Origin of the sequence: Streptomonospora wellingtoniae, from assembly GCF_031845375.1 — a bacterium.
Lineage (GTDB): Bacteria > Actinomycetota > Actinomycetes > Streptosporangiales > Streptosporangiaceae > Streptomonospora > Streptomonospora wellingtoniae.
In genome coordinates this window covers 59,108-84,247 of sequence record NZ_JAVREK010000012.1, presented here as the reverse complement: position 1 = coordinate 84,247, position 25,140 = coordinate 59,108, and the positions used below count along the sequence as shown (strand labels likewise).

At 74.4% G+C, this 25,140-nt stretch carries 16 protein-coding genes; 10 read left to right on the top strand and 6 right to left on the bottom strand.

Annotation, left to right across the window (positions count from 1 at the left end):
• Window positions 1-9 precede the first annotated feature (9 nt).
• The 7 genes from RM446_RS13315 (at window position 10) to RM446_RS13285 (ending at window position 12,422) form a co-directional block, all read left to right on the top strand.
• Window positions 10-2,349, top strand: a complete 2,340-nt coding sequence (locus RM446_RS13315; RefSeq protein WP_311545582.1) for a CRISPR-associated protein — start codon at window positions 10-12, stop codon at window positions 2,347-2,349.
• An 18-nt stretch (window positions 2,350-2,367) separates the two neighbouring features.
• Window positions 2,368-4,140 carry a hypothetical protein gene (locus RM446_RS13310; RefSeq protein ID WP_311545581.1) on the top strand — a complete coding sequence of 591 codons (1,773 nt, stop codon included), beginning with the start codon at window positions 2,368-2,370 and terminating at the stop codon, window positions 4,138-4,140.
• A gap of 67 nt (window positions 4,141-4,207) precedes the next feature.
• On the top strand, window positions 4,208-4,957 hold the full coding sequence (locus RM446_RS13305) for a hypothetical protein (RefSeq protein WP_311545580.1): 750 nt from the start codon (window positions 4,208-4,210) through the stop codon (window positions 4,955-4,957).
• Window positions 4,954-6,819: a hypothetical protein gene (locus RM446_RS13300; protein ID WP_311545579.1), complete on the top strand. Its 1,866-nt coding sequence runs from the start codon at window positions 4,954-4,956 to the stop codon at window positions 6,817-6,819. Before RM446_RS13305 ends, RM446_RS13300 begins: the two co-directional genes overlap by 4 nt.
• Window positions 6,820-7,030: 211 nt before the next feature.
• Window positions 7,031-8,806, top strand: a complete 1,776-nt coding sequence (locus RM446_RS13295) for an RAMP superfamily CRISPR-associated protein (RefSeq protein WP_311545578.1) — start codon at window positions 7,031-7,033, stop codon at window positions 8,804-8,806.
• A 370-nt stretch (window positions 8,807-9,176) separates the two neighbouring features.
• Window positions 9,177-9,959, top strand: coding sequence for a hypothetical protein (locus RM446_RS13290; protein WP_311545577.1), 783 nt, complete (start codon window positions 9,177-9,179; stop codon window positions 9,957-9,959).
• 9 nt (window positions 9,960-9,968) lie between these two features.
• Entirely contained in the window at window positions 9,969-12,422 is a 2,454-nt protein-coding gene (locus tag RM446_RS13285) for a TIGR03986 family type III CRISPR-associated RAMP protein (protein WP_311545575.1), read from the top strand.
• Window positions 12,423-12,660: 238 nt separating this feature from the next.
• Here RM446_RS13285 and RM446_RS13280 read toward each other — a convergent pair whose 3' ends face one another.
• Window positions 12,661-14,001, bottom strand: coding sequence for a Gfo/Idh/MocA family oxidoreductase (locus tag RM446_RS13280; RefSeq protein WP_311545574.1), 1,341 nt, complete (start codon window positions 13,999-14,001; stop codon window positions 12,661-12,663).
• Window positions 14,002-14,557: 556 nt separating this feature from the next.
• Here RM446_RS13280 and RM446_RS13275 point away from each other — a divergent pair.
• Genes RM446_RS13275 through RM446_RS13265 form a run of 3 tightly spaced genes read left to right on the top strand, consistent with a single transcriptional unit; the run spans window position 14,558 to window position 17,688 of the window.
• Window positions 14,558-15,526 (top strand): carbohydrate ABC transporter permease, encoded by a 969-nt coding sequence (locus tag RM446_RS13275; RefSeq protein ID WP_311545573.1) that lies wholly within the window; start codon window positions 14,558-14,560, stop codon window positions 15,524-15,526.
• A complete protein-coding gene (locus RM446_RS13270) occupies window positions 15,516-16,385 on the top strand; it encodes a carbohydrate ABC transporter permease (RefSeq protein ID WP_311545572.1) in 870 nt (289 codons plus the stop codon). Before RM446_RS13275 ends, RM446_RS13270 begins: the two co-directional genes overlap by 11 nt.
• Before the next feature lie 19 nt (window positions 16,386-16,404).
• Window positions 16,405-17,688 (top strand): ABC transporter substrate-binding protein, encoded by a 1,284-nt coding sequence (locus tag RM446_RS13265; RefSeq protein WP_311545571.1) that lies wholly within the window; start codon window positions 16,405-16,407, stop codon window positions 17,686-17,688.
• Between the two features lie 79 nt (window positions 17,689-17,767).
• Here the strand turns inward: RM446_RS13265 and pgl are convergent, their stop codons facing one another.
• The 5 genes from pgl to tkt all read right to left on the bottom strand — a co-directional run bounded on the left by pgl (window position 17,768) and on the right by tkt (window position 24,822).
• Complete coding sequence (pgl, locus tag RM446_RS13260) at window positions 17,768-18,550, bottom strand: 6-phosphogluconolactonase (RefSeq protein WP_311545570.1); 783 nt, start codon at window positions 18,548-18,550, stop codon at window positions 17,768-17,770.
• Window positions 18,547-19,473 (bottom strand): glucose-6-phosphate dehydrogenase assembly protein OpcA, encoded by a 927-nt coding sequence (locus RM446_RS13255; RefSeq protein WP_311545569.1) that lies wholly within the window; start codon window positions 19,471-19,473, stop codon window positions 18,547-18,549. Before RM446_RS13255 ends, pgl begins: the two co-directional genes overlap by 4 nt.
• A 73-nt stretch (window positions 19,474-19,546) precedes the next feature.
• Window positions 19,547-21,076 (bottom strand): glucose-6-phosphate dehydrogenase, encoded by a 1,530-nt coding sequence (gene zwf, locus RM446_RS13250; RefSeq protein ID WP_311545632.1) that lies wholly within the window; start codon window positions 21,074-21,076, stop codon window positions 19,547-19,549.
• A 223-nt stretch (window positions 21,077-21,299) separates the two neighbouring features.
• On the bottom strand, window positions 21,300-22,406 hold the full coding sequence (gene tal, locus RM446_RS13245; protein ID WP_311545568.1) for a transaldolase: 1,107 nt from the start codon (window positions 22,404-22,406) through the stop codon (window positions 21,300-21,302).
• Between the two features lie 295 nt (window positions 22,407-22,701).
• Window positions 22,702-24,822 (bottom strand): transketolase, encoded by a 2,121-nt coding sequence (tkt, locus tag RM446_RS13240; RefSeq protein WP_311545567.1) that lies wholly within the window; start codon window positions 24,820-24,822, stop codon window positions 22,702-22,704.
• Window positions 24,823-25,140: the final 318 nt, after the last annotated feature.

The following is a 25,140-nucleotide window of genomic DNA, read 5'->3' as shown; positions in this document are numbered from 1 at the left end:
AATGGAGCCATGGCACGGAGAGCGGATCTTCCCGGCGGTTCCGACGGCGCCGGCGTCGGCGGGGCGCCCGCGACGCTCGTCGTGCTGGCCGGCACCAGCCCGACACCGGCCCTGCTGGCCGCGCTGACGTTCGCTCCGCGTCGGCTGGTACTGGTGCACAGCAGCGACACCGCGCGGCGCGCAGCCCGGATCGCGGCCGCCGCCCGACGGCTGTGCCCGGCCGTCGAGGCGGCCCGGCTCTTCGACGCGGGCGGTGACGTCTTCGACTTCCGCGCCGTGGCGGAGCGCTTCGCCGCCCTCTCAGCCGACCTGCGCGGCGATTGGCGGCTGTGCTACACCGGCGGCAGCAAGGTGATGAGCGCCCATGCGGTGCTGCTGCACGCCGAGCGCTTCCCCGACCGCCACCGGTGGCGCAGCTATCTCGACGCCACATCCGAGACCCTGAGGTTCACCGACGGCTCGCGCCACGACACCGGCATCGCCAGCAGCGCCCTCACCGTCGAGGAACTGGCCCGGCTGCACGGTGTCGAACTGCGCCCGAGCGACCGGGCCCCCGCCCAGGAGGCCTGGCTGCGCAGCCGGTCCGGCGACGCGCGGCCCGGCGGAGACAAGCACTCGGGCAGCGTCGAGGCGCCACGCGTGCGCGGGACGGCGGAGGGCACCCGCCTCGGCAGCGGGGAAATGGCCGAGGCGAAGCTGCTCGCGCTGTTCCGACGGCGGCTGGCCCGGGTGCCCGGCGCCGAGGTGCTGGGCAGCCGCGTTATGCCCGACCCGCGCAGCGAGCGCGACGCCATCGGCGACTTCGACCTGATCGTGCGCTACCGCCACCGCGTGCTCTGCGTCGAGGTCAAACGCGACCCCTCGCACATCCCCGACGCGGCCGGGTGGACCCTGACCAAGGCCCAGCGCGCCTTCGGCGGCGCCGCCCGGGTGCTGTTCGTGCACGACGGGACCAAAGGCGACTGCTCCACCGAGCAGATCGCGGCCTACGACCCCGAACTCAGCGGTGCGCCGCTGCACGTGCGCAGCCTCGGCGAGCTCGCCTCCCGGGACTTCGGCACCGCCCGGCGGCTGATCGAGGCCTTCTTCCCGGCGGCGCCTCCGCCCCCGCGATCGTCGGCCGCCGATCGCGGGGCCCCCGCAGGGCGGAGCGCTCCCGCAACCGCGGGAGCACCCGACCCCTGTCCGGCGGACCAGGACGCCGAGGCGGCGGCCGCCCCGCTGCTGCTGGCGGGACTGGGCGGCAACCGGCTGCCGGTCCTGGGCACCGCACGCGCGTGCCTGCCCCGACGCGCGGTCATGCTGTTCACCCGGCAGAGCGAGAAGGAACTGCCCGCTCTGGACGCGAGCGTGCGCCGCACCCTGCTGGCCGCCGAGGAACCCGAAGAGTTCCGGAACCTCAACCGGCGCCGCCTCGCCCAGCGGCTGCGGCGCGGCGGCTACCCCGACCGGGTCAAGTTCGCCGAGGCCGCGGTCGACGGCGCCGACGTCGCCGACACCGCCGCGCGCGCCCGCGCCAAGATCGACCTGTACGGCGCGCCGGACGCACCCGTGGTCGCCGACATCACCACCGGCACCAAGGCGATGAGCACCGGCCTGGCGCTGGCGGCGCACGAAAGCGGCGGCTGCCTGGTCTACGTGTCACCGCTGACGCGGCGCGTCTCCTGCCGCACGCACGGGCCGGTCGGCCACCATCCCCCGGCCGCCGTCGAATGGCGCCACCTGCTGCGCGGCTACCGGTTCCTCCACGGCGCACTCACCGAGACCGTCGCCCCGGAGATCGCCGCCCGCCAGATCGACGCGCCCCTGATCGACGCCGCCGCCGAGCAGGTGCGCGAACTGGCCGCCCCGGCCGAGGTCGCGGCCTGGGTCGACGCGACCGCGGTCGCCGGCGCTCCGGCGCTGCCCCAGTACTCCGCGCCGCAGCGGCCCACCCTCATCCTCACCGCCGCCGACCGCGCCCTGGGACTGAGCGCGCCGCGCCGCACCCGGCTGCGCTACTTCACCTCCAAAGACCTGCACGTCGAGCAGGAGACCGGCGGAGGAGGCTGGGCGCACGACGTCTTCGCCGCCGCGGCGCTGCTCAATGTGCGCTGCGGCACAGCCGGACTGACCGCCGCCCTGCACCGTCCCGGGGACGGCGATCCCGGGCGGGCGCTGGAGCTCATCGACTGGTTCGCCTGGTGGCGTGCCGACGGGGGCGCGCCGGTCGCCGACGACTCCGCCCCGCCCGCCGAGATGATCACCGGCCACGAGGACACCCGGCGTCCGAGAGTGGTATCAGCCGAGCCGGGAACCCCCGGATTCCGCGCCGCGCTGCAGGCCCAGCTGACCGCACTCAGGCTCTGACACCCAGGAGGCGAACCCATGAGCGCCGCCGAACCCGCCGCCGCGCCGGGGGACGCGCAGGCACCGCCCGCCGCAGCGGCCGGGCCGCCGCACGGGGTGCTCGTCGGCGTCGACCTCGCCGGCATCCAGCGGTTCATCTACGAGGGACGGCGCCTGCTCGACGCGATCGGCCGCGCCACGCTCGTCGCCGACCTCACCGACACCGCCGGCCGGCACGTCGCCCCGCTGCTGGCCGAGGTGCCTCGGGAGCACCGCGCGGTGCTGCGCGACGCCGGCGGAGCGCTCTACGTCGACTTCACCCACCCCGACCGGGCGGCCGAACACGCCCGCGCCTTCACCGGGCGCTACACCCGGCGGCTGCGCGACATCTCCGACCGCCTCACCCCCGTCACCGCGCACGTGCCCTACGGCGGACCCGGCGCGCCCGCCGACCGGGCGGAGGCGCTGCGGCTCCTTCCTCCGGCGCTGCAGAGCGCCCGCGCACTCCCGGCGCCCGGCCACCTGCCCGCCCAAGGGCTCGGCGTCACCGCCTCCTGCGACATCACCGGCCGCCCCGCCGAGCTGCTCGACCACACCCGCGATCGCGGCCCCGTGCGTGAACGCACCGCGCGCGACATCGTCACCGCCCGCATGCGCGCACGCCAGTGGCACGAAGCCAACAGCCGCGACTGGCTGCGCGGCATCGCACCGCCCGTCGGCGCGCAGCGGCTGGAGCTGCCCACCGACGTCGACCATCTCGGCCGCGAGATCGGCGACGTCAGCCGCCTGGCCGTGGTGCACCTGGACTTCAACGGCCTCGGCGACCTGCTGAAGGGCCACCACGCCCGCCTCCAGCAGTCCGGCGCCGACGTCACGGCCGGGATGCGGTCGGTCTCCGCCGACATCGCGCGCCTGACCGAAGGGCTGGCCCGCGCCCTCATCCGCTCGGTCGCCGGCGCGATCGGCGCCGACGACCGTTCCGGTGAACCCGCCATCCACGGGCACGGCGCCGGCGGGCGGCTGCGCCCGCGCACCGTTCGCGGCACCGCCTACGTCCCGGTGCGCCCGGTCGTGGTCGCCGGCGACGACCTCACCGTCATCTGCGACGCCCGGCTGGCCTGGAGCGCCACCCGCTTCGCGCTGGAGTGGCTCGACGCCGATCCCGCCGCCCTCGACCCGCGCGACCCGCGCGCGGCCATGGCCCGACGTGCCGCCACTCCGCCTTGGACCCGCCGGCTGGGGGCCTCCGGACGCACCACCGGGGTGCCCTCGGCGGGCGTCGGCATCGCCGTGCAGCCCGTCGGGGCCCCGCTGTCAGTGGGCTACGACATCTGCGCCGCGCTGTGCGAGGAGGCCAAGGCCTACCGCAAGGGCGCCGCGCACCGGCTCGACGACCACGTCGTGGCCTGGTCGCACGACTTCGACGACCCCGCCCGCGTGGTCGCGCGGATGCGCGAGGACGGCGGCGCGCCCGCTCCCGGCGAGCCCGGCCGGACCGCCCTGCCCATGACGGGAACGGCCTTCCACGCCTTCCTGCGCGACTACCTCGACCCCCGCGCCCCGCGCAGCCTCCGCGGCGACGAGCTGAGCGAGCAGCGGTCGTGGCTGCTGTCGCGCCTGGCGCCGCTGCTGCAGGACGGCCGCGACGCCGCCCCCGAACTGGAGCGCCGCAGCGACCTCGGCATGCCGGTGGAGCTGCCCGAGCCCTTCGCCCGCGACCTGCTCCTCGACGCGCTCGCCCTGCTCGACCTGCACCTGGACGTCCCGTTGACCGACCGCCCGGCACCGGAGGAGGGGGCGGTGCGAACGTGATCCCGAACCGCAGCGGCGCAGCTTCGGCCGGCCGGCGCCCGTGCACGATCGCCGGAGGAGCGCGCCGATGACCGACCCCGCACCGCACCCGGTCGCCGCCGACCGCTCCGAGGCCGCCGCCGCGCCCGCGTTCCTGCTCGTCGACCTGGTGGCGCCCGCCATCTTCGCCGGGGCCAGCGCCGCGGGGACCGCCGCGGACTCCGACGTGGTCACCGACGGGCACGGACTGCCCTACCTGCCCCGCCAGCGCATCGCCGCCCGGCTGCGCGACGCCGCGGTCACCGCCGTCCGCGCCGAGCCCGCGCTGCTGCCCGCCGCCCACGCGCTCTTCGGCGCGTCCCGCAAGCACGGGCCCGGCCGCATCCTGCGCATCTCCCACGCCACCCCTTCCGAGCCGGTGCGCGCCGCGGTGGCATGGGCGCTGGAGCAGCGCGCGGCGGGCGCCGCCAACACGCTCGTGCGCGCGGTCACCGACGCGTTCACCTCGGTGGAGAGCGGTGTGGCCATCGACGGCTCCGGCGCGCCCGCCGACGCGCGGCTGCGAACCGCCCGCGTGGTCGACCCCGGTCTGCGGCTCACCGCTCCGCTGCGCTGGACCCGCACGCCCGCGCCCGCGGAGGTGCGCTGCCTGGCCCGGGCCGCCCTCGCCTTCACCCGGGCCGGGCTCAAGGCCGGGCGCGGCCGCGGCCGGCTCGACGCCCGCCTCGCCCAGGCGCCCGACACCGACCCCGACGCCGCGCACGCCTGCACCCTGGCCTGGGCCGACATACACGTGCGGACCGAAACCGAGGGGACTGTCCGAGAAAGACGAGTGTGACGATCGCCGAGCCACACCCCGACGGCCGCACCGGTGGCGCGGGCGAGTTCGCGCATGTCTACCTCGGGTTGCGCTACGTGCTCACCGAATCGCTCGTCGTGCGCTCCGACTACGACCCGCTGCGCATCACCACCGCCCACGCCGTCACGGGCCGCGCCCAGCGGGGCATGCTCGCCGCCGCCCTGCACCACGCCGACCGCGAGGACCTCGTCGAGCCGTGGATCGCACGCGGCCGCGCCATCCGCTTCGCGCCGGCCTTCCCGTTGCTGGAGGACGACACCGGCAGCGCGCAGACCGTGCCGGCGCCGCGCTGCTGGCACGTGCGCAACCCCGGCGGGACCCTCGCCGACCTGTTGGCCGCACCCGCCTCGGCCGCGGGCGCCTACCGCACCCTCACCGGCCACGTCACGCCCGACCTCACCCGGCGCGCCGCCCCGCTGACCCGCACCGAGCAGTACCTGGGGGTGGCGCGCCGCGACGCCGGCCGGCACGGCGCCCCCTACTTCACGACCAGCCTCGAACCCGGCCAGGTGTTCGAGACCCGGTGGCGGCTCAGCGCCGCCACCCGCGCGCAGGCCGAGTCCCTCGCCGAAGCGGTCTGGGAGGTCCTGGAAGCCGCCGGCGGGCTGCTGTCCCTGGGCTCGGGCGGGAGCCGGGCCCACGGCGGCGGCATCCGCGTCACCCCCACGGCAGCGGGCTCCGCCCTGCTCGACGACCGCGTCGACGCCGGGCGCCGCGCCTGGGACCGCGGCGAGCACCGTGACCTGCTGCTGCTCGCCCCCGCCTACATCGACGACGACCTGGGTCGGCCCAGCCCCGCCGCGCTGCCCCGCGCGGTGGAACGGGCGGCCGCCGAGGTCCTCGGCCGTGGGGCCGTCGAGGTCGCAGGCGCCCACGTGCACCAGGAGACCTCCGGCGCCTACCACCGCATGTACCGCGGGCCCATGGCCGAGCAGTGGGCCGCCGCCGCCGGATCGGTGGTGCGCCTGCGCGCGCTGCGCCCCGTCGGCCTGGAGGAGGTGCGCGCGCTGGAGGCCCGCTCACTGGGCCGCCGCGCGGCCGACGGCCACGGCGCACACGCGCTGCTCCCGGTCCCCGCACCCCGGTGCGCGCCGGACGACCGGCCGCCGCTGGCGCACACGCTCGCCGCGCGGCCCGATCCCGGCCGGCGCTTCACGCTGGCGCGCCCGGAACCCGGCACCGAGCGCGCGGGCGGCGGAATCCGGCCCGTCACTCTCGCCGACGGCACACCCGCCTGGGTCGAGCCCGAGTGGGTGAGCAGCGAGGCGGCCGCCGACCCCGATCGCTCTCCGGTGGCCCGCCTGCAGGACGTGCTGCTCAGCCGGGCCGCCACCGAACCCGTCCGCGCCCGCGGCCGCGCCCTCGCCCGCCGTTCGGCCCGGCTGCCCTCTGCGCCTCTGCTCGGACGGCTGCGCGAGGTCGCCGCGGCCCCCGCACCCGGTGCCGCGGCCGCCCTGGAGCGGCTGGCCGGAGTGGTCGCGGGTGACGCCCGTGCCGCCGCGCCGCATTCGCCCCTGCAGGAGACCGCCCGCGCCGAGTTGGCGGCCACCGCGGTGCCGCACGGCCCCGGCGACCTCTCTCTGCCCGAGTGGCTCGAAGGCGCGGCGCGCACGCCGCGCGCCTGGTGGGAGCACGCGTCCCCGGACCCGGACGAGCTCGCCCGGGTGCTGACGCCCGTCGACCTCGCCTGGCGGCGCGGCGAGTCGGCCACCGCAGCGGCCGCGTCCTGGGCCGAGCGCCCCGAGGTCGTCGCGCGCCTGTCGCTGCAGCTGATCGGCACCTGGCTCGCGGCGGCCGCGTGGACGTGCCGCGACACCGCGCAGAGAGAGGAGGCCCGATGACACCCCCACCGCTCCGGAACACGCGTGTGCGGCCGCGCCAGGCCCTCTCCCACGGTCGGCGACCGGGGTCGCGCGCGGACTCCCTGCGCCTGCGGGGCAGCGCCGCGCTCGTGCCCGGCGCCCGGTCCGCCGGGGGGATGCGGGCGGCGCGCCCCGCCGACTCGCTCACGCACGGCGGCGCGTCGCGCGCGGGCGGCGCCGGCGGGTCCCGGTGAACGCCTCCCACGACGACCGGGCCGCGGCCGCGCCGCACGCCCCCGGTGCGGACGCCGGATGGGAGGCGCTCCTCGACTTCGCCGCGGGAGGCGCGGGCGGGCCCGTGGCACTGTGGGAGCTGACCGGCCGGATCCGCCTGCACAGCGACACCCACATCGGATCGGCCGACGACGCGGCCCGCAGCGCCTCCGACATCGCGCCCCTCGACCGCGACCCGGCCACCGGCCGCCCGCGCCTGCGCGCCACCACGGCGGCCGGCCTGCTCCGCCACCACCTGGCCGAGCGCCTCGGCGACGACCGCGCCGCTCCGGTGGCCGAGCTCTTCGGCGAGGCCGCGCCGCGCAGCGCCGAGACCGGCACGGGCGCCTCCCTGCCCAGCGCACTGGACATCGACGACGCCTTCGCCGAGCTTCCGGCCGAGGCGGGTGTCGCCGTCCGCGCCGGCAACCGCGTCGACCCCGGCAGCGGGGCGGCCACCCCCGGAGCCACGTGGCGGATGGAGACCCTGCCCGCCGGTACCGCCTTCACGCTCACCATGCGGCTTCAGGTGGCCGAGGACGACTGCGAGGGCCGGCTGCTCGCGCTCGCCGCCCTGGCGGCCGACGGGCTCGCCGGCGCCGGGGCCGGCCCCGGCGTCTCCATCGGCGCGCGCACGGCTCGCGGCTACGGTGCCGCCGCCTGCGAGGGCTGGCACATCCGCCGGCACGACCTGGCCACGCCGCAGGGATGGGCCGACTGGTACGCCCTGACCTGGCGCCAGCGCCGCGACCGCGCCCACAGGGCCGTCGCCGAGCGCTGCTCCGCGCACTCCGGTGAGGGCGCGACCGCGCTGTCGGCCCTGGTCTCCGCGCATCTGGAGGACGCACCGCCCCTGGCGGCAGCTGTCGGCGAGGACTACGCCCGCACGCTGGACGAGCACGGCACGGACCATCGCCGCCGCGACGAGCTGGCCTTGACCCTGTGCCTGGCCGAACGCCCCACCGAGGCGGTCCTGGCTCCCGCCGCCTACGACGCCGGCCCGACCAGGCCCGGGCTGCTCCTCGTCGGCGAGGCGCCCGGACTGGACTCGCTGGGCGAGGTCGACCGCGCCCACCTGCGCCGCCCCGCCGTCGGCGGCGACGGCGCCGTGCAGTGGCGGCCGACCCTCGGCGACACCGCGCTGTTCGCCCTGTTCAAGCGGATGAGTCGGCGCCTAGTCCGCGACGTCGCCGGCGAGTCCGGCGCCGCGGTCGAGGAGTGGCCCCGCGACAGCGCCGCGCGCCGGATGCACGCGCGCTGGTGGGGCGGTGACGCCGACGCGCAGGGCACGCCGCAGGCCTCCGCCATCAGGTTGCGGCGCGCCGCCGAGCTGACCGGCGGCACGCCGCAGCGCACCACCCGCGTCACCATCGACGCACTCTTCGGCGACAGCGTGGACGCCAGCCTGCTCACCGACGACGTGCACGCGGGCGGCCGGGCCGAGGTCGTCCTCGATGTCCCCGAGCCCGACGACGCCGTTCGAGGCCTGCTCGCCCTGATCGTCCGGGAGTTGCACACCGTGCCGATGGACGCCGTCGGCGGCGGCACCGGCGCCGGCCACGGCCGCGTCACCGTCACGGGCGCCCGGCTGACCCGCCGCGGCCCCTGCGGCGCCGCCCGCACCGTGGACCTGCTCGCCGCCGTCGACGACCCCTGCGGCGCCGACCGCGCCGCCGCCGAGCCCTGGCTCGCGGCCCTGCACGAGCGGCTGGCCCCGGGCCCGGAGGGGCCCCGAACGGGAGCACCACCGTGACCGGCGCCGCCCTCCCGCCCGCCCGCGGGCCCGCGCGGCGGTGCACGATCGGCGTTGCTCGCGTGCAGGTCCGCGCGAAAGCACGGACGTCGGGGGAAGCGCCCGCCGCGGCCGTCCGGCGAGCGCCCCTGCGCGGCGCCGCAGGGTGGCGGCCGGCGCTGTCCCGCGTCGCGGGAGCCCTCCGTCGAACGCGCCCCGCTCCGCGCGTGCGGCGCGCGCCGCCCCCGCCTCCGCGAACGCCCGACCCGCTGCGACCCACGGGCGGCGCCGGGCTTCCGCACACGTCCGCGATGATGGTGAACCGGGTGCGACCGGCCGTCCCCGCGGCCCGGCACGCTCCGCCGCGACATCCGTTGAGGAAGGGCCGCCCATGACCACGCCGCCCGCCGCACCCCGCACCGCGGCCTGGGGCCCTCCCGAGCCGTGCGGGGTCGCCACCGCGCCCCTCGGCCCGCAGGCGGTGGCCGCCGTCCTCGACGACCTGTTCCGGCACGGTCGGCGAAGCGCGGTGCTGGAGGAGCACGCCCCCGGCGAACCGCAGTGGCTGCTGGCCGAACTCGGCGACGGCCGCATCACCGGCGCCTGTCCTCGCGGTGTCTGGCGGCTCTCCTGCGCCGGTCCGCAGACGCTGCGCCTTTCCGCGCCGCCCCTCGACCCCGACGGCTCCGACGCCTGGCGGCTGCTCGGCGCCGACCTGTTCTCCCCCTCCGCCCAGCTCCGCATCGGCGAGGGGGCCGAGGGGGCCTGGGTCTCCCGCGACGCCCACGACGCCGACCGGCTGCCGCCGTGGCTGCGCCCGCGCGACCGCTCGTTCCTGCTCACGGGCTGGCGCGCCGGCCCGCGCTCCAGCCGGGACCTGGACGGTGAGATCCCCTTCAGCATCGGCCGGGAGCTGTCGGGCACCACCGCCTGCCATCCGGTGCGCTGGCAGGACTTCGACGTCGCCGAGCCGGCGCCCGATGCCGGGGCGCCCGGTTCCGCCGCAGGCGGGGTGCCCGACGCGGTCGGCACATGGCTGAGTGTCCGAGAGTACTGGGCGGAGGATTCCGGAACAGGGGCCGTCGGGGTGGCCTTCCACCGGTTGACCGGATACCACGCGGGGCCCAAACCGACACCCCCGGTGGGACTCGACGCCGCCGATGCGCAGAGCTAGGAGGGCACCGTGAGCGACCAGCCCCACTCCGGCTTCCCGCGTCGGCCCACCCCGGCCGCCATGCCGCGCCGCCGCGCCTCCGTCGCCGTGCGCCGGCCCGCACCGCTGCCCCCCGGCGGTCGCGCCAGGCGCCGCGACGAGCGCGGCGGCGCTTCCCTCGCCGCGGCGCCGCCCGACCCGCTGCGCGACCACCAGGCCGTCGCGCCCTACGGGCTCGTGCCGCTGCCCGAACGCCCCATGCCCGCCGAGCGCCTCCAGGAGCCGGTGCTGCGCGAAGGCACGCCCCAGCACCGCCTGCTTGCGGCGCACGACCAGCGCATCCCCGGAACCCACACCGGCTGGATCGACGTCACCGTGCGCACTCTCACTCCCGCGTTCGTCGGGGCCACCCGCGACGGCGCCGCCGAGCGCTCGCTGACCATCGACGGCCGCCCGGCCCTGCCCGGCGCATCCCTGCGCGGCCTGATCAGGAACACGGTGCGGGTGCTCACCGGCGGCGAAACCGGGCCGGTCAACACCCCCCAGCTCTTCTTCCGCGCCCCCGCCGCCTCCCACAGCGACCGGCGCGCCCGCCACGTCATGCGCCGCCTGCACAGCCAGTACCGCGACCGCGGCGGCGCCCCCTCCAACCCGCCGGGCACCCCGGTGCAGGCGGGCTTTCTGTGCCGCGAACCCGCGCAGGGTACCTGGGAGATCCGCCCGCTGCCGGTCGAGCGCCCCCTGCAGGTCCGCCTGATGGACCTGCGCGAGGATCTGCGGAGCTTCGCCGGACTGCCCGAGTTCGAGCTGCCGCCGCACGAGTCCGGCGACATCCGGGGCGGCTACGTCCCCGCCGAGTTCCATCGCGACTTCCAGTACCTGCCCGTGCTGGCACTGTGCCCCCAGGTGAACGGGCGCACGGTAGGGGAGTCCCGGTTCTGGGCGACGGCGGTGCTGCCGCCCGGCGAGGAACCGGGCCCGGGCCACCGCGAGGCCGCCCGTGACCGGCTGCGCGAGCGCTGGAGCCGCAAGCGCGACGGGGCCGAGCAGTCCATGCGGCGCGCGTCGGGCGAGCGCTCCCGCTCCGCGGCGCGGGGCCGGCGCAGCGACTACGACCGCGCGCTGCAGCGCATCGACGACGTCTCGTTCCGCGCACACGAGTGCGTCCTGGTGCTGACCGGGGTCGCCGGCGAACGCAAGAACGCCTACCTCTTTCCCACGGCCACCGACCCCCGGCGGCGGCTGCCGGTGCCGGCCCACCTTGTCCACCTCGTGGAATCGGCCGACCAGATCACCCGGTTCCAGGCCCGCAACTTCCCCGGCGACCTCCCGGGCGCCGTACACAGAGGCACGACCGGCACCGCGCACCGGTACCGCGAGGGCGGCCTGGCCCGATCCGGCGGCGAACCGGTCTGGTACCAAGAGTCCGAGGGCCGCGTCGTCTCGTTCGGACGCTCCGGCGGCTACCGGGTGGCCGTGGGCGAGTTCGACCCCGTCAGCCGCGCCGTTCCCGAGGAGGTGAACACCCGCGCCCGCGTCCGGTCACAGGGAACCGGGCGGCCGCCGGACGTCCCGCGGGCCCTGTTCGGCGACGTCGACCTGCTTCCGGCCGGCGAGAGCGCCGGCTCGGCCGCCCGCGGCCGGGTGTCGGTCGGCTCGGCCTCGTGCAGCACGGACGAGGACCCCTGGCTCGAGCATCCGCTGCGCGTGGAGCTCCTCTCGCCCCAGCGCAGCTGCTTCGCCAACTACCTGCTCCAGCCGGTCTCGGAGGCCGCCTGGGGTCAGGCGCCCGACCTGGTGACCTGGTCGCACGAGGGCGATGTCCGGCTGGGCGGCTACAAGGTCTACCTGCACCGGCACGACCCTCTGCCCGCCTCGGCCCAGCGCTACGCCCACCTGCACCCCGACCGCGTCGCCGCGGGCCCCACGACCCGCGACGTCGTGCCCATGCGCCCCGGGCTGGCCTTCCACGGGCGCATCACCTTCGCCAACCTCACCGACGCCGAGGTCGGTGTGCTGCTGCGGGCGCTGCACCTGGGCAACCCCGCGGGCGGCGGCGACCCCGGAGACCCCCTCTACGCCCACAAGATCGGTCTGGGCAAGGCCCTGGGCTTCGGCAGCGTGCACATCGCGCCCGACCTCTACCTGGTCGACCCCGTCGAGCGGGCGGCCTCGCTCGACCCCGGTGCGGGCGTCTCCTGCGTCGGCGACGAAGGCATGCAGAAGCTGCTCGACGCGTTCGGCGAGGCGCTGCTGACCTGGGAGCGCGAGCAGAGCATGCAGGCCGGCGAGCCGGTGCCCGACGACTGGAGCGACGTCGGCCGGGTCGAGGCCCTGCTGCTGGCCGCCCAGTGGCGCCACCGCCTGCCCGAGAGCTGGACCCGCGTCATGGACCTCGACGAGTTCGCCGTCTACCCCGTACTGCCCGACCTGCAGACCCGCTTCGCCGCACACGCCCGCACCGCCGAGTCCGGTGCCGGGTAACCCGTTCCGGCGGGCGGCGCCCTGACCCGCGCCGCCGCGCCTTGGTGGTCGCCGCGGTGACCGCCCGCCGAGGGCATAGCACCGCGACCATCCGGCAGCGCCTGTGATCAGCAGAGCGGCGCCGGCGGCGACACCGCCCGTCGAGGGCATGGAGGTCGGACGGAGCCCCCATCCGCGTGCGGTCCGGCACCCGGCCCCCTGAGAGGGGGGCCGCCCAGGGTGCCGGATCCGCCCGCGGTCATTTGCCGGCGAGCAGCGCCGCGACGTCGACGGGCCGCCCGGTGCGGATCGACTCGTTCGCGGCCAGGCCGGTCATCAGCGCGTTGGTGCCGTCGGTGTGCGTGGGCCGCGGCTGCACGCCCGACGTGCCGAAGAGCGTGTCGAGCATCCGCACGTCGCCGCCGCCGTGGGAGCCCTCGCCCACCGCGACGTCGATCTCCTCGGGCGCCTGCCAGTGCCGCCGCAGGACCAGCCGCGAGACGGTGCTCTCTTTGGGCGCGGGCATACCGCGCACAGGGGCGTCGCCGGTGCTTCCCGGCTCGGTGTACGGGCTCTCGGTGACGTCGAGTTCCAGCCGCCCACCGCTGCCGGTGATCGCGACACGGTAGCCCTCCCAAGGGGAGTAGGCCGCGAGGTGGTAGCTGAGCTTGGCGCCCGAGGCGTAGCGGACCAGCACCGACATGTCGTCCTCGATGGTGATCCCGGAGCCGAAGACGTTGCGGTCGCGACGGTAGCCGTCCTCGTGCTCGGCGTCCAGGTACAGCCGGCGCATCGCCTCGCTGTCGGCCATGTGCAGGGCGAAGGGGTCGCCGGCGGCCCCGGCCGACCCGTGCGCGCGCTCGTAGTCGGCGCCCAGGCCGCGCCTGCGCGCGTTCTCGTCGCCGTAGAAGAACAGGTCTCCCCAGGCGAACACCTCGCTCGGCGCACTGTCGATCCACCAGTCGACCAGGTCGAAGTGGTGGCTGGCCTTGTGCACCAGCAGGCCGCCGGAGTTGTGCTTATCGCGGTGCCACCGGCGGAAGTAGTCGGCGCCGTGGCGCAGGTCCAGCAGCCACTCGAAGTGCACCGACCCGATCTCGCCGACGGCTCCCTCGGCCAGAAGCCCGCGAAGCTGAGCGTGCACGGGGTTGAACCGGTAGTTGAACGCGACGTTGACGCGCCCTCCGGTGCGGCGCTGGGTCTCGGCGATGCGCCGGCAGCCCTCGATGTCGGCGGTCATCGGCTTCTCGGTGACGACGTCGCAGCCGGCTTCCAGCGCCGCGCAGATGTAGTCGGCGTGGGTGCGGTCCACCGTGCAGACGACGACCTCCTGCACGCGCTCCTTGCCGAGCATGGCGTCGAACGCGACGGCGGGGTAGGCGGGCACCGGCTCGTGGCCGTGCTCCTCGACGAGGGCGTTGTGCGCGGCCATGCGGGTGTGGTTGGTGTCGCACAGCGCAACCAGCCGGGCGACGTCGGTGTGGGTGGAGACGAGGGCCGTGGTGTACATCCGCGCGCGCGATCCGGTGCCGACGACGGCGAACCGGCGCCGCTCGGCGCTCGGGGCGGACGGGGCTGTGTTGGTCGTGGGGTCGCTCACGATCCTACGGTAAACGCTTTCCCAAATCCGGTCCAGGGTGGCGCCTCGAATGCGCGCCGACGGCGGCCGCTCGCCGAGAACCCGCCGGTCGCGACGGTGGCGGTCGTTCCACGTGCGTCGCGGGTCGGCTCGAAACCGCCGCGATTGGCCGCCGGTGCGATTGCGCAACGATCGGGAAACGGTGCGGTACCGGTCCGGTGGTCGCCGTGAAGCGGGCCACATCGTTGCACGGGTGCCGGATACCGTGTGTTTTTCCAGGTGAGGGCGGGTTTCGGTGTGAATCGAGGCGTTTGATGGCGCCTCCGCGGCAGCGGCGCATCATTGACGGCGTACTGCAGGGGTGTTAAAAACCGTTCATCCGCACTCTGGATAGCGCTTACCAACACACCGAAGCCGGAACGACCGGCTGGAGTGCCGCCCCGGCACCCCAGCCGCCGGTCCCGCACACCTGCTTCCCGGGCTGATTGAGGACGGTGGAGCCCATGCACACTCGACGACCTGCCGGAACGCATGCCCGCGGACGGTGCCGCGTCGGCGTCCGCGGGGATGAGGGCGAATGACGGAGGCGACCCGCGAGCGCGCCGAACCTCGGGAGGAAACGCTCGCGGACCCCCCTGAAACGGCCGACCGCCGGCTCGGGCGCGGCCGTAGGCGCAGCAACGACAACCTGGCCGCCTACCTCTTCCTGGCCCCGTGGTTCGTCGGGCTGGCATTCATCACCGTCGGCCCGATCCTGGCCTCGCTGTACTTCTCGTTCACCGACTACAGCCTCATCGGCGGCGCCGACTGGGTGGGCCTGGAGAACTACACCCGGATGCTCACCGACGAGCGCCTGCATACCTCGCTCGGAGTGACCTTCGCCTACGTGTTCGTCTCCGTGCCGCTCCAGCTGGCCATGGCGCTGGCGCTGGCGATGCTCCTGGACCGGGGCGTGCGCGGGCTGCCGATCTACCGTTCGGTCTACTACCTGCCCTCGCTGCTGGGCAGCAGCGTGGCCATCGCGATCCTGTGGCGCCGGGTCTTCGGCGCCGACGGCCTGGTCAATCAGCTGCTCGCCTTCTTCGGCATTGAGGGTGTCGGCTGGGTCTCCCACCCCGACTACGCGCTGAGCACCCTCATCGTGCTGAACGTGTGGACGTTCGGCGCGCCCATGGTGATCTTCCTGGCCGGGCTGCGCCAGATCCCGCGCATGTACTACGAGGCGGCCGCCGTGGACGGGGCCAGCCGGCTGCGCCGGTTCTTCTCGGTGACCGTGCCCCTGCTCACGCCGATCATCTTCTTCAACCTGGTGCTGCAGATGATCAGCGCGTTCCAGACCTTCACCCAGGCCTTCGTCGTCAGCGGCGGGACCGGCGGCCCTTCCGACTCGACGCTGTTCTACACGCTCTACCTGTACGACACCGGCTTCGGCTCCTTCGACATGGGCTACGCATCGGCCATGGCCTGGCTGCTGCTGGTGATCATCGCCGGGTTCACCGCCGTGAACTTCTTCGCCTCCAAGTACTGGGTCTTCTATGGTGACTAAGACGTCCGCCGCGCGCGCGGCCGACAGGCGCGGCGAGCAGCGTCGGCGCTTCTTCGTCCATCTCGGGCTGGTCGGTTTCGGGCTGATCATGCTCTACCCGCTGCTGTGGATGGTCTCCAGCTCGTTCAAGCCGACCGCCGACATCTTCAGCGACCCCGGCCTGATCCCCGACACCTTCGTTCCGGGGAACTACACCGAGGGCTGGACGGCGCTGCAGTTCCCCTTCCACCACTACATCTGGAACTCGCTGATCGTGGTGGCGGGCTCGATCGCCGGCAACCTGCTGGCCTGCTCGATGGCGGCCTACGCCTTCGCGCGGCTGGAGTTCAAGGGCAAGCGGCTGTTCTTCTCCATCATGCTGATGACGATCATGCTGCCCATCCACGTGGTGATCGTGCCGCAGTACATCCTGTTCGCCAACCTGGACTGGATCAACACGTTCTATCCGCTGATCGTGCCGAAGCTGCTGGCCACCGATGCGTTCTTCATCTTCCTGATGGTGCAGTTCATCCGCGGACTGCCGCGCGACCTTGACGAGGCCGCCCGCATCGACGGATGCGGGCACGTGCGCATCTTCCTGCGCATCGTGCTGCCCCTGTCCACGCCCGCGCTGGCGACAACTGCGATCTTCACCTTCATCTGGACCTGGAACGACTTCTTCAGCCAGCTGATCTTCCTGACCGATCCCGAGATGTACACCGTCCCCATCGCGTTGCGTACGTTCGTGGACTCCCAGAGCCAGACTTCCTGGGGCCCCCTCTTCGCGATGTCGGCGATCGCGCTCGGCCCGATCTTCGGATTCTTCCTCGCCGGGCAGCGCTACCTGGTGCGCGGTATCGCCACCACCGGAATCAAGTGATTCGAAAGGAACCCCGACTATGCGACTAGGGCTCAAACCGGCGGCCGCCGTCGCCGCTCTGGCGTTGGCCGCGACCGCCTGCGGGGGAGGCGGCTCCGGCGACGAGAAGGTCGAACTGCGCTTCTCCTGGTGGGGCGCCGACGATCGGCACGAGACCACCCAAGAGGTGATCAAGCGCTTCGAGAAGGCCCACCCCGACATCGAGGTCACCGGCGAGTACACCGACTGGGACAGCTACTGGGACCGGCTGGCCACCAACACCGCGGCCAACGACGCCCCCGACATCATCACGATGGAAGAGCGCTACCTGCGCGAGTACGGCGACCGCGGCGCGCTCCTGGACCTCAACGAGGTCGGCGACCAGCTCGACACCTCCAAGCTGGACAAGCTGGTCATGGGCGGCGGCGAGCTGGACGGCAGCCTCTACGGCGTGCCCACGGGCGTCAACGCCTTCACGATCATGGCGGATCCGCAGGCCTTCGAGGAGGCCGGGGTCGAGATGCCCGACGACGAGACCTGGACCTGGGAGGACTGGGTCGCCATCTCCGCCGAGATCAGCGAGAAGTCCGGGGGCGACGTCGTCGGAACCCAGGACATCGGCTTCAACGAGAACAGCTTCCAGATCTACGCCCGCCAGCGCGAGCAGTCGCTCTACGACAAGAGCGGCGCGCTCAACTTCGACCAGGGCACCATGACCGAGTACTGGGAGCACATGGTGCGCGTCCACGAGGAGAACGGCGCTCCAAGCGCCGCCAAGAGCGTCGAACTGGAGGCGGGCGGCCCCGACCAGTCGGTGCTGGCGACCAACTCCGGCGCCATGGCCGCCTTCTGGACCAACCAGCTCGGGACCATGGAGGAGACGTCCGGACGCGACCTGGAACTGCTGCGCTTCCCCGGTGAAAGCGCCAGCGCCCAGGCCGGCACCTTCTTCAAGCCCGCGATGCACTACTCGGTCTCCGCCGCGAGCGAGCACCCCGAGGAGGCCGCGATGTTCGTGGACTTCCTGCTGAACGACAAGAGGGCCGGCGAGCTGATCCTGGCCGACCGCGGCCTGCCCGCCAACACCGAGCTGCGCGAGCAGCTGACGAGCGAGCTGCCTGAGGCCGACCAGGAGAGCGCGGACTTTTTGACCGAGATCGAGGGCGACGTGGCGGGCGCCGTCCCGCCGCCGCCCATCGGCGCGGGCGACGTCGTCGACATCACCATGCGCGTCAACGAGGACCTGATGTTCGGCGACATCAGCACCGATCAGGCGTCGGAGCGCTGGATGTCGGAGGTGAAGGACGCCACCGGAGGCGAGTGACCTCCGGTCGCCGCGTCGGCGCCCGCGCCCCCGGAAGCGGTGGGCCGGGCGCCGAGCCGTGCCGCGGCCCGTCCGGCGGCTACATCCGGCCCGGAGCGGCGAACTCCTCGGGTAGACGGGCCGCCGCGTCGCGGTCGAGCAGGAACAGGGTGCGGGAACGCCCGCGTGCGCCCGCCGCCGGAACCTGGGTGGGTCCCGAGCCGCTGAGGGCGAGGCGCACGGCGTCGGCCTTGCTCTCGCCCGAGGCCAGGAGCCACACCTCGCGGGCTGCGCGAAGAGCGGGGAAGGTCAGCGAGATCCGCGTCGGCGGGGGCTTGGGCGCTCCCCGCACCGCCACCACCGAGCGCTCGTCCTCGTACAGCGCCGGCTGCTCGGGGAAGAGCGAGGCGACGTGGGCGTCCGGGCCGATGCCCAGCAGGCACACGTCGAAGGTCGGGACAGGGCCGTGGTCCTCCGGCCGGGAGGCGCGGGCCAGCGCCGCAGCGTAGCGCTCGGCCGCGTACTCGGGGTCGGGGCCGTCGGGCCCGTCGGAGGGCGGCATCGCGTGCACGCGCTCGGGGTCCGCCGCCACGTGGTCCAGCAGGGCCGAGCGCGCCTGGGTCTCGTTGCGCTCGGAGTCGCCGTCGGGAAGGAACCGCTCGTCGCCCCACCACACGTCCAGGTGGCGCCAGTCCACGGCGTCGCGGACGGGCGCGCGGGCCAGTTCGGCGAGCACGGCCACGCCGATTCCGCCGCCGGTCAGCACGATCGAGGCGGCACCGCGCGCCGACTGCGCGTCGATCAGCACAGTCGCGATCCGCGCCGCCGTGGCCTTCGCCAGCGCCGAGGAGTCGCGGTGCACCACCGCCGTCGGGCCGCTCACGCCGGCTCTTCCCGGCGGTCGAGGAACGCCGCCATGTGCTTGGCCGTGCGCTCGTAGATCTCGTCGGCGTCGAGCCGGCGCAGCTCCTCGGCCAGCGACTCCGAGGCCCGCCGCCGGGCCAGCGCCACCGACTGCACGGGCTGGTCGAAGCGCGCGAGCGTGGCCACGCGCCCGTCCTTTCGCTGCAGCGAGATGTCGCCCTGTTCGGTGATCAGCCGCGCGCCTGTGATGCCCGGCCCGTCCGAGTACTTCCGCTCCACGCGCACCTCCAACTGGTCCGACAACCAGGCCGCCAGCAAATCGGCGCTGGGGTAGTCGGGCTCGCCGGCGACCTCGGCGGACTCCACCCAGCCGACGGGCTGGTCCATGGTGCTGGCCAGCAGTGAGCGCCAAGGCGTCAGCCGGGTCCAGGTCAGGTCGGTATCGCCCGGCTCGTAGTTGCGGATGCGGCCGAGTAGGTCGCCGACCGGGTCGGCGGCGCGCAGCGCGTCGGTGATGCGCCGGTGCGCAAGACGCCCCACCGGGTCGGCGGCCGGGTGCTGCGGTCCGACCCCCGGCCACCAGGCGACCACGGGGGAGTCGGGTACCAGCAGCGGCGTCACCACCGACCCCGGGTGGTCGCCGAGCGCGCCGTAGAGGCGCAGCAGGATCGCCTCGCCGGGACCCGCCGTGCCCGGTCGGCGGATCTCGGCGTCGATGGACGGCTCGGATCCCGGATCGCGCCGGATCAGCGCGAGGATGCGCGAAGGGTGCTCGCGCCCGGCTTCGGTGGCGGCGCGCACGGCGTCGTAGTGGTCGGCCTCGTCGGTCACCACGATCAGCGTCAGCACCATGTTCAGCGCGCCGCCGCCGATGCTGTGCCGCTCGGCCGTCAGCGCCTCGGTGATCTCGGAGGTGGTGGTGCGCGGCAGGTACAGCGTCATCGGGTTCGCCTCCCCAGGGGCGTGCGAAGGATCGGCCTGGGGGCCGCGGTGGTCCTGCGAACGAGCGCCGGGGTCACGGCCGCCTCCACTGCCGGCCGTCGCGCGCCAGCAGTTCGTGGCCGGACCGCGGGCCCCAGCTGCCGGAGTCGTACTGCTCGGGCCGTCCCTGCTTGGCCCAGAACTCCTCGACGGGGTCGAGGATCCGCCAGGACAGCTCGACCTCCTCCTGCCGCGGGAACAGCGGGGGGTCGCCGATCAGCACGTCGAGGATGAGGCGCTCGTAGGCCTCGGGGCTGGACTCGGTGAACGACTGGCCGTAGGCGAAGTCCATCGTGACGTCGCGGACCTCCATCGCCGCGCCCGGCACCTTCGACCCGAACCGCAGGGTCACGCCCTCGTCCGGCTGGATGCGCAGCACCAGCGCGTTCTGCCCCAGGTCCTCGACGTCGGTGGAGTTGAACACCTGGTGCGGCGCCCGCTGGAACACCAGCGCCACCTCGGTCACCCGGCGGCCCAGGCGCTTGCCGGTGCGCAGGTAGAACGGGACCCCGGCCCACCGGCGGCTGCTGACGCCCAGCTTCATCGCCGCATAGGTCTCGGTGGTCGAGTCGTCGGGGATGCCCTCCTCGGCGAGGTAGCCCTTGACATGCTCGCCGCCCTGCCAGCCCGGCGCGTACTGGCCGCGCGCGGTGCCCGACTCCAGCTCCGCGGGCAGCTCCACCGCCGAGAGGACCTTCTCCTTCTCGGCCCGGATCGCGTCGGCGCTGAAGGTCACCGGCTCCTCCATCGCCACCAGCGCGAGCAGCTGCAGCAGGTGGTTCTGGATCACGTCGCGGGCCGCGCCGATGCCGTCGTAGTAGCCGGCCCGGCCGCCCACTCCGATGTCCTCGGCCATGGTGATCTGCACGTGGTCGACGTAGTTGCGGTTCCACAGCGGCTCGAAGAGGGTGTTGGCGAACCGCAGCGCCATGATGTTCTGGACGGTCTCCTTGCCCAGGTAGTGGTCGATTCGGAAGACCGAGTGCGGCGGGAACACGTCGTCGACGACCGCGTTGAGCTCGCGCGCGCTCTGCAGGTCGTGGCCGAAGGGCTTCTCGATGACCACCCGCCGCCAGGCCGCCGCCTCGGACTCCGCCAGGTTGGAGCGCTTGAGCTGCTTGACCACCGTGGGGAACAGCTTGGGCGGCAGGGACAGGTAGAACGCGTAGTTGCCGCCCGTGCCGCGGTCGGCGTCCAGCTGCCGCACGGTTCGGGCGAGCTCGTCGAACGCGGCGTCGTCGTGCAGCTCGCCGGCGACGAACCGCAGGCCCTCGCTGAGCTGGCGCCACACGTCCTCACGGAACGGCGTTCGCGCGTGCTCCCGCACCGCCTGGTGCGCCTCGGCGGCGAAGTCCTGGTCGGCCCAGTCGCGCCGGGCGAAGCCCACCAGGCCGAAGCCCGGCGGCAGCATGCCGCGGTTGGCGAGGTCGTAGATGGCCGGGAGCAGCTTCTTGCGGGCGAGGTCGCCCGTGACCCCGAACAGCACCAGCACGCTCGGACCGGCGATGCGTGGCAGGCGGCGGTCCAGTTCACTGCGCAGCGGGTTCGGGATCGCTCCCGGCATCACCGGTTCTTTCACCGTCGACTCCTGTGTCGTCGTAGTGGCTGTGCGCCGCTGCGGAATCCGGCCCCCGGGGCCGCGGCGCTGGACCCCTCGTCTCGTCCCGCCCGCGCGGTCGCCCGCGCCGCGGCGACCGCCCCGGCGAGTGCGCGGCCGCGCACCCGCCGGGGCCGCCGGGTGCGGCGCCCGGCCGCGTCCTGCGGCCCGGGCCGCGCCCGCCCCGGACTCAGGTGCGCCGGTCGAGCTCCTCAAGGACCCGGCCGAGCAGGCCCTCCCAGGACTTGGCGAACTTGTCGACGCCCTCGTCCTCCAGCGTCGAGGTGACGTCGTCGTAGTCGATGCCCAGCGCCTGCACGGCCGCCAGGTCCGCTCGCGCCTGCTCGTAGTTGCCGCGCACGGTGTCGCCGGTGATGTCGGCGTGGTCGGCCGTGGCCTCCAGGGTGCCCTCGGGCATGGTGTTGACCGTGCCGGGCGCCACCAGCTGGTCGACGTAGCGGGTGTCGTCGTAGGCGGGGTCCTTGACGCCCGTGGAAGCCCACAGCGGACGCTGCGGCGTCGCTCCGGCCGTGGCCAGGGCCTTCCACCGGTCGCTCGCGAAGGCCTCCTCATAGGCCTCGTAGGCCAGGCGCGCGTTGGCGATGGCGGCGCGGCCCTTCAGCGCTTCGGCCTCGTCGGTGCCGATCTTCTCCAGCCGCTTGTCGACCTCGGCGTCGACCCGGCTGACGAAGAAGGACGCGACGGACTGGATGCGCGAGACGTCGTGGCCGTTCTCGCGGGCCTGCTCCAGCCCGGCCATGAACGCGTCCATGACACCGCGGTAGCGGTCCAGCGAAAAGATCAGCGTCACGTTGACGTTGACGCCCTCGGCCAGCGCGCGCGTGATCGCGGGCAGGCCCTCGGGGGTGGCCGGGATCTTGATGAACACGTTGGGCCGGTCCACCAGCCACCACAGCGCCCGGGCCTCGGCCACGGTCCGCTCGGTGTCGCGGGCCATCCGCGGGTCCACCTCCAGCGAGACCCGGCCGTCGATGCGTCCGGTGGACTCGTACGTCGGGCGCAGGATGTCGGCGGCCCAGCGGATGTCGTATCCGGTGATCGCACGTACCGCCTCGTCGACCGACACCTTGCGCCGCGCGAGGTCGCGCAGCTGGTCGTCGTAGGCGTCGCTCTCCTTGAGGGCCTTGTCGAAGATGGTCGGGTTGGAGGTGACCCCGACCAGGCTGCGTTCGCTGATGAGCTTCTGAAGGTTGCCGGAGCGCAGCCGTTCGCGGCTGATGTCGTCCAGCCAGACGGCCACGCCCTCGGCGGACAGTGTCTGAAGCGGGTTCGTCATGACTTCGCTCTTCCTCGTAGCTGTCCCACCCGTCACCCGCCGCCGCCCCGGGAGGCGGCGCTGCGCGTCACGGGCTGTCCCCGTCACCCGCCGCCGCCCCGGGAGGCGACGCTGCGCGTCACGGGCTGCGCGTCACGGTTCCTTGTTGACTTGGTTGACTTGTCGTCGGCTTGCGGTGGGCCGACGGCCCCCGACCCACCGCGGGCGGCGCGGGAAGGGACTCCCGGGTGAGTTCCGGACGACCGGTCCGTGCCGCCACTCCCAAGAAGTCGCTCCCGGCCTCGTCGATTCCCGATCAGTTCCCCGTGGTCGAGCCCTGCTCGCCGCCGAGCTTGGCGACGCTGGCGTGTACCGCGGCCACTACCCGGTCAGCCGTCAGGCCGAACTGCTCGTAGAGGGTGCCGTAGGGCGCAGAGGCGCCGAAGTGCTCCAGACTCACGGCCTCGCCCGCGGGGCCGATGAACTCGTGCCAGCCCATCGCGATCCCGGCCTCGACCGAGACGCGCGCGCACACCGACGGCGGCAGGACGCTGTTGCGGTAGGCGGCGTCCTGGGCGCGGAACCACTCGACGCTGGGCATCGACACCACCCGGGTGGGCGTGCCGGACTCCTCCAGGCGCTCGCGGGCGTCCAGCGCGATGGAGACCTCGCTGCCGGTGGCGATGATCAGCGCCTCGGGGCTGCCGCTGCCGGCCTCGGCCAGAACGTAGCCGCCCTTGGCGGCGTTCTCGGCCGGGGAGTACCGCTCGCGGTCCAGAGTCGGCACGTTCTGGCGGGTCAGCGCGAGCGCGGTGGGGCGCTCGCCGCCGGCCAGGATCGACCGCCAGGCGACCGCCGTCTCGTTGGCGTCGGCCGGGCGCACCACGTCCAGGCCGGGGATGGCCCGCAGCGCCCACAGGTGCTCCACCGGCTGGTGCGTGGGGCCGTCCTCGCCCAGCCCGATCGAGTCGTGGGTCCACACGTAGGTCACCGGCAGGCCCATCAGCGCCGCCAGCCGCACCGACGGGCGCATGTAGTCGCTGAAGACCAGGAACGTGCCCCCGTAGGGCCGAGTGGGCCCGTGCAGCGCCATGCCGTTGAGGATGGAGCCCATGCCGTGCTCCCGGATGCCGAAGTGCAGCACGCGGCCGAACCGGTTGCCCGAGAACGCCTTCGTGGAGTACTCCTCCGGGATGAACGACGGCTCACCCTTGGGCGTCGTGTTGTTGGACCCGGCCAGGTCGGCCGAGCCGCCCCACAGTTCGGGCAGCACCGGCGCGAGGGCGCTGAGAATCTCGCCGCTGGCCTTGCGGGTGGCCACACCCTTCTCATCGGCGTCGAAGGCCGGCAGGGCCTTCTCCCAGTCCTCGGGCAGCCGGCCGGCGTGCAGCCGGTCGAACAGCTCGGCCCGCTCGCCCGCGGAGCTGCGCCAGGCCGCGAAGCCCGAGTCCCACTCCGCGTGGTCGGCGCGCCCGCGCTCCACCGCCAGGCGGGCGTGGGCCAGGACGTCCTCGGGCACGTCGAAGGACTTCGCCGGGTCCAGACCCAGCTCGCGCTTGGTGGCGGCCACCTCGTCGGCGCCCATCGCGGCGCCGTGGACGGCGCCGGTGTTCTGCTTGTTGGGCGAGGGCCAGCCGATGATGGTGCGCAGCCGGATGAACGAGGGCCGCTCGGTCTCGGCCTGGGCGGCCGTGATCGCCTGATGCAGCGCCTCGACGTCCTCCTTGTAGGCGCCGCCTGCGGTCCAGTCGACCTCCTGCACGTGCCAGCCGTAGGCCTCGTAGCGGGCCGCAACGTCCTCGGAGAACGCGATCTGCGTGTCGTCCTCGATGGAGATGTGGTTGTCGTCGTAGATGAGCACGAGGTTGCCCAGCTTCTGGGTGCCTGCCAGCGCGCTGGCCTCGTGGCTCACGCCCTCCTGCACGTCGCCGTCGGAGCAGATGGCGTAGACGAAGTGGTCGAAGAGGCTGTCGCCGGGCGCGGATGCGGGGTCGAACAGGCCGCGCTCGCGGCGGGCGGCCATGGCCATGCCCACGGCGTTGCCGATGCCCTGCCCGAGCGGCCCGGTGGTGGTCTCCACCCCCGGAGTGTGGCCGACCTCGGGGTGGCCGGGGGTGAGGCTGTCCCACTGCCGCAGGCGCTTGAGCTCGTCGAGGCCGAGCCCGTAGCCGGCCAGGTAGAGCTGAATGTAGAGGGTGAGGCTGGAGTGGCCGCAGGAGAGGACGAAGCGGTCGCGGCCGACCCAGGAGGGGTCGCCGGGGTCGTGCCGCATGACCTTCTGGAAGAGCAGGTAGGCCGCCGGAGCGAGGCTCATAGCGGTGCCGGGGTGGCCGGAGCCCGCCTCCTCTACGGCGTCCATCGCGAGGGCGCGGACCGCGTCCACCGCGCGCCGGTCCGGTTCCGACCACTCAAGGGACTTGGAGGTGTCGATGTTCACGCGGGCTCAGGGCTCCTTTCGCGCATTCAGCAGTACCCGGGCGCGCGCCGCACGGGGATGGTGAATGTGGGGTTGTCCAGGGTCGCGGTGGCCTGAAATCCCGCGGGTGCCGGCGCACGGGTGCCGTGGGAGGGGGCCGCCGGGCCGCGAGCGCCGGCGGCGGACCGTGCCCCGGACCGGGACCGGGGGTGCCCGCCGGGGTGACACGTGCGACCGTGTGCGAGCCTATCGTTCCCTGCCGGGATGGCCTATGTCCGACACGTCTCATCGCGCCGGGCCGCTCCTGGCGCGGCGGTGCGGGGCCGGCCCGCGCGGCGG

Bases quoted from the DNA above. Each gene is read 5' to 3' on its own strand.
- RM446_RS13315 (WP_311545582.1), top strand. From the start codon at position 10: ATGGCACGGAGAGCGGATCTTCCCGGCGGTTCCGACGGCGCCGGCGTC.
- RM446_RS13310 (WP_311545581.1), top strand. From the start codon at position 2,368: ATGAGCGCCGCCGAACCCGCCGCCGCGCCGGGGGACGCGCAGGCACCG.
- RM446_RS13305 (WP_311545580.1), top strand. From the start codon at position 4,208: ATGACCGACCCCGCACCGCACCCGGTCGCCGCCGACCGCTCCGAGGCC.
- RM446_RS13290 (WP_311545577.1), top strand. From the start codon at position 9,177: ATGACCACGCCGCCCGCCGCACCCCGCACCGCGGCCTGGGGCCCTCCC.
- RM446_RS13275 (WP_311545573.1), top strand. From the start codon at position 14,558: ATGACGGAGGCGACCCGCGAGCGCGCCGAACCTCGGGAGGAAACGCTC.
- RM446_RS13270 (WP_311545572.1), top strand. From the start codon at position 15,516: ATGGTGACTAAGACGTCCGCCGCGCGCGCGGCCGACAGGCGCGGCGAG.
- RM446_RS13265 (WP_311545571.1), top strand. From the start codon at position 16,405: ATGCGACTAGGGCTCAAACCGGCGGCCGCCGTCGCCGCTCTGGCGTTG.
- RM446_RS13255 (WP_311545569.1), bottom strand. From the start codon at position 19,473: ATGACGCTGTACCTGCCGCGCACCACCACCTCCGAGATCACCGAGGCG.
- zwf (WP_311545632.1), bottom strand. From the start codon at position 21,076: ATGCCGGGAGCGATCCCGAACCCGCTGCGCAGTGAACTGGACCGCCGC.
- tal (WP_311545568.1), bottom strand. From the start codon at position 22,406: ATGACGAACCCGCTTCAGACACTGTCCGCCGAGGGCGTGGCCGTCTGG.